The 5,299-nt window shown below is 67.5% G+C and carries 1 protein-coding gene; it reads left to right on the top strand.

Annotation, left to right across the window (positions count from 1 at the left end; translation table 11 throughout):
• The coding region (locus tag A5753_RS13645; protein ID WP_156656095.1) for a non-ribosomal peptide synthetase at positions 1 to 5,299 on the top strand (5,299 nt) is incomplete at both ends.

Here is a 5,299-nt window from a genome sequence, read left to right as displayed (position 1 = left end):
CATCGCGTATCTGATTTACACCTCGGGCACCACCGGAGTCCCCAAAGGCGTTGCCGTCACCCATCACAACGTGATCCGTCTGTTCGACTCACTCGACGTCGGCCTGCGGCTCGCGCCGGAACAGGTGTGGACCCAGTGTCATTCACTGGTCTTCGACTATTCGGTGTGGGAGATCTGGGGTGCGCTGCTGCACGGGGGGCGGCTGGTGGTGGTGCCCGAGTCCGTGGTCCGATCACCGGAAGACTTGCACGCGTTGCTGATTGCCGAACAGGTCACCGTGTTGAGCCAGACCCCCTCCGCGGTCGGGATGCTGTCGCGCGAGGGCTTGGAATCCGTCGCGTTGATGGTGGCCGGTGAGGCCTGCCCTGCTGAGCTGGTCGAGCATTGGGCGCCAGGGCGGCTGATGATGAACGGCTACGGCCCGACCGAAACCACGGTGTATGCGTCGATCAGTGCGCCGTTAGGCGCGGAATCCGGTGTGGTGCCGATCGGTACCCCGGTGCCGGGGGCCGTTTTGTTTGTCCTCGACACATGGTTACGGCCGGTGCCCGTCGGTGTCGTCGGTGAGTTGTATGTGGCTGGTTCCGGACTTTCGTGTGGCTATGCGCGGCGGGCCGGGCTGACCGCCGCGCGGTTCGTGGCCTGTCCGTTCGCAGGTGACGGGGCGCCGGGGCAGCGAATGTATCGCACCGGAGACTTGGTGTCCTGGGGTGCTGACGGACAGCTGATTTACCGGGGCCGCGCCGACGAGCAGGTCAAGATCCGCGGCTATCGCATCGAGTTGGGCGAGATCCAGGCGGCGTTGGCCAAACTGGACGGCGTCGAGCAGGCCGTGGTGATCGCGCGTGAGGATCGCGGCGGTGACAAGCGACTGGTCGCGTACATCACCGGGACCGCCGACCCCGCGCAGGCGCGCGCTACGCTCGCTGAGCGAATGCCGCCCTATATGGTCCCCGCCGCGGTGGTAACGCTCGACGCCCTGCCGCTGACCGTCAACGGCAAGCTCGACAAACGGGCCTTGCCCGCACCCGAATACACCGCCGGCGACGGTTATCAAGCCCCGGCCAACGGTATCGAGGAGATCCTGGCCGGCATCTACGCCGACGTACTCGGCGTCGATCGCGTCGGCGTTCAGGACTCGTTCTTCGATTTGGGCGGGGATTCCTTGTCGGCGATGCGAGTGGTCGCCGCGATCAACAAGTCGGCGGGCGGCGACATTTCGGTCCGCACGTTGTTCGAGTCGCCCACCGTAGCCCAACTGGCATTGCGCCTGGGCGACGCCGGAGGCGGGCTGGACCCGCTGGTGGCCGCGGAGCGGCCCGCGGTGGTGCCGTTGTCGTTCGCGCAAAACCGGCTGTGGTTCGTCGATCAATTGCAGGGCCCCTCTGCGGTGTACAACATGGCGGTGGCGTTGCGGCTCAGTGGGCATCTGGATGCCACGGCGCTGGGAGTCGCCCTGGCCGATGTGGTGGGCCGCCATGAAAGCCTGCGCACGCGGTTCCCGGCGGTCGAGGGGATTCCCCGACAGGTGGTTATCCCTGTGCAGGAGACCGACTTTGGTTGGCAGCGCCTGGATGCCACGGGCTGGTCGGCCGACCGGTTGCGGGACGCGATTGCGGAGACGACGCAGTGTGCGTTCGACCTGGAATCCGAAATCCCGCTGCGGGCAAGGCTTTTCCACATCGCCGACGAGGAGCACGTGTTGGTGACGGTGGTGCATCATATCGCCGCCGACGGCTTGTCGATCACCCCTTTGGTCAGTGATTTGGGTGTGGCCTATGCCAGCCGGTGTGCGGGGCGGGCCCCGGGTTGGGCGCCGTTGCCCGTGCAATATGTCGATTACACGCTGTGGCAGCGCGAACAGTTAGGCGAGCTGCAGGACCCGCAGAGTCGCATCGGCGGGCAGCTGGCCTACTGGGAAGACGCGCTGTCCGGGATGCCGGAGCGGATTCAGCTGCCCACCGATCGGCCCTACCCGGCCGTTGCCGATTACCGCGGCGCCAGTGTGGAGGTGGATTGGCCGGCGCAGTTGCAGCAGCGGATTGCCCGGACGGCCCGCGAGCACGATGCGACCGGCTTCATGGTGATGCAGGCGGCCCTGGCGGTGCTGCTGGCCAACCTCAGCGGCAGCGCCGACGTGGCGGTGGGGTTCCCGATTGCCGGCCGGCGAGATCCCGCTCTCGATCCGTTGGTGGGTTTCTTCGTCAACACCTTGGTGTTGCGCGTCGACCTGGCCGGCGACCCCACGGTCGCCGAAGTACTGGCGCACGTGCGGCAGCGCAGCCTTGCCGCCTACGAACACCAAGACGTGCCGTTCGAGGTGCTGGTCGAGCGGCTCAACCCGACCCGATCGCTGAACCATCACCCGCTGGTCCAGGTGATGCTCGCCTGGCAGAACTTCGCCGGTGACCCGGCCACCGGTTTGGCGCTGGGCGACCTGAAGGTCGGCACCGTACCCACCGAGACCCGCACTGCGCGGGTGGACTTGACATTCTCGTTGGCCGAACGCTGGACCGAGACCGGCGCCCCGGCCGGGATCGGTGGCGCAGTGGAGTTCCGCACCGATGTGTTCGACGCGGAAAGCATTCGGACGCTGACCGAGCGGTTGCAGCGGGTATTGGAGGCCCTGACCGCCGAGCCCAGTCGGCGCCTGTCGTCGATAGAGCTGTTGGTCCCGGGTGAACGCGCGCGCCTGGACACGATCGGCAACCGGGCGGTTCTGACCTGCCCGGCGACGTCGTCGGGCTCGATTCCGGAATTGTTCGCCGCGCAGGTGGTGCGCACGCCGAGGGCGGTGGCGTTGACCTTCGAGGGTCGCTCGCTGACCTACCGCGCGATCGACGAGGCGTCTAACAGGTTGGCGCACTTGTTGATTGCCCGTGGGGCGGGACCGGGTGAGCGGGTGGCGCTGTTGTTGCCCCGGTCGGCTCAGGCGGTCGTCGCGATGTTGGCGGTCCTCAAAACCGGTGCGGCGTATATCGCGATCGATCCGGCGCATCCTGCGGCGCGGACGGAGTTCATGGTGGCCGATGCCGCACCGGTCGTCGCGATCACTACCGCGGGCTTGGCGGATCGCCTGAATGATCGCCGACTGGCGGTCGTCAACGTCAGCGACCCGCGAATTGACATCCAGCCCAGCACCGCATTGCCTGCACCGGCGGCCGACGAGATCGCCTACCTGATCTACACCTCGGGCACCACCGGAGTGCCCAAGGGGGTGGCCGTCGCTCACCAGAACGTCATTCGACTGCTGGAATCGTTGAATGCCGATCAAGAGCTGACGGGGCAGGTGTGGACGCAATGTCATTCGCTGGCCTTCGACTACTCGGTGTGGGAGATCTGGGGCGCATTGCTGCACGGGGGGCGCTTGGTGGTGGTGCCCGATTCCGTCGTCCGGTCCCCAGATGACCTGCACGCGTTGGTGATTGGCGAACAGGTCAGCCTACTGAGTCAGACGCCGTCCGCCTTCTATGCGCTGCAGACCGCTGATGCCCGGGCGGCCGAATCGGGCAGTCGACTCAACCTGCAGACAGTGGTGTTCGGCGGCGAGGCGCTGGAACCCGGGCGCCTTGGCGCGTGGCTGGACCGCCATCGGGGCTCGCCGCGGCTGGTGAACATGTACGGCATCACCGAGACGACGGTGCATGCCTCGTTCCGCGAGATCGGCGCCGCCGACGTCGACCGCAGTGTCAGTCCGATCGGCGTGCCGTTGGCCCATCTCGGATTTTTCGTGCTCGACAAGTGGTTGCGCCCGGTGCCGCTGGGCGTGGTGGGCGAGTTGTATGTGGCCGGCGGCGGGCTGGCGTATGGATATGTGGGCCGGGCGGGGTTGAGCGCGTCACGGTTCGTGGCGTGTCCGTTTGCCGGCGACGGCGCTTCCGGATCGCGGATGTATCGCACCGGGGATTTGGTGCGCTGGGGGGCCGACGGGGAGCTGCAGTATTTGGGGCGCGCCGACGATCAGGTCAAGATCCGGGGCTATCGCATCGAACTCGGCGAAGTGCAGGCCGCCCTGTCCGGGCTGGCCGCGGTCGAGCAAGCGGTGGTGGTCGCCCGCGAGGACCGCCCCGGCGACAAGCGGCTGGTCGGCTATGTGACCGGACCCGCGGATCGCGCTCAGATCCGCGCGGAGCTGGCTGAGCGGCTGCCCGCGTACATGGTGCCGGCGGCGGTGGTGGTGCTCGACCGCTTGCCGTTGACGGTCAACGGCAAGCTCGACATCCGGGCCTTACCGGCGCCGGAGTACAAGGAAAGCGGTCACTACCGGGGCCCCACCAGCGCGGTCGAAGACCTTTTGGCCGGGGTATATGCCCAGGTGCTGGGGCTGGAGCGGGTCGGCGTCGACGAATCGTTCTTCGACTTGGGCGGGGACTCGTTGTCGGCGATGCGGGTGGTGGCCGCGGTCAATACCGCGCTGGATGCCGGTCTTGCTGTGCGCGCCCTGTTCGAGTCGCCCACGGTGGCCGAATTGGCGTTGCGTCTGGGCGACGCCGGTGGTGGGTTGGAGCCGCTGGTGACGGTGGAGCGGCCCGCGGTGGTGCCGTTGTCGTTCGCCCAGAGTCGGTTATGGTTCGTCGATCAGCTGCAGGGCGGCTCACCGGTGTACAACATGGCGCTCGGGTTGCAGCTGAGCGGGCGCCTGGACGCCGAGGTATTGAGGGCGGCGCTGGCCGACGTGGTCGGTCGCCACGAAAGCCTGCGCACGCTGTTCCCGGCGGTCGACGGGATTCCCCGGCAGATCGTGGTGCCGGTCGAGCTGGCCGATCTCGGCTGGCAGGTGGTGGACGCCAGCGGTTGGTCGGCCGGCCGGCTGACTGACGCCGTGGGCGAGGTGGTGCGCGACCCGTTTGACCTGACCTCCCAAATCCCCTTGCGCGCAAAGCTTTACCGCATCAGCGACACGGAGCATGTGCTGGTGGCGGTCCTGCATCACATCGCCGCCGACGGCTGGTCGATCGGGCCGCTGGTGGGCGATTTGGGTGTGGCGTACGCCAGCCGGTGTGCGGGGCGGGCCCCGGGTTGGGCGCCGTTGCCGGTGCAGTATGTCGACTACACGTTGTGGCAGCGCGAACAATTGGGCGAGCTCCACGACCCGCAGAGCCTGATCGGTGCCCAGCTGGCTTACTGGGAAGACGCCCTGGCCGGGATGCCGGAGCGGATCCAGCTGCCCACAGATCGGCCCTATCCGCCGGCGGCCGATTACCGCGGGGCCCGGGTGGTGGTGGATTGGCCGGCGCAGTTGCAGGAGCAGGTCGCGCGGTTGGCTCGTGAGCACAACGCGACGAGTTTCATGGTGATG

This window comes from Mycobacterium sp. 852002-51971_SCH5477799-a, from assembly GCF_001667145.1.
Taxonomy (GTDB): Bacteria; Actinomycetota; Actinomycetes; order Mycobacteriales; family Mycobacteriaceae; genus Mycobacterium.
The sequence above is the reverse complement of the archived record's forward strand: the minus strand, read 5'-3'. Positions and strand labels throughout refer to the sequence as shown.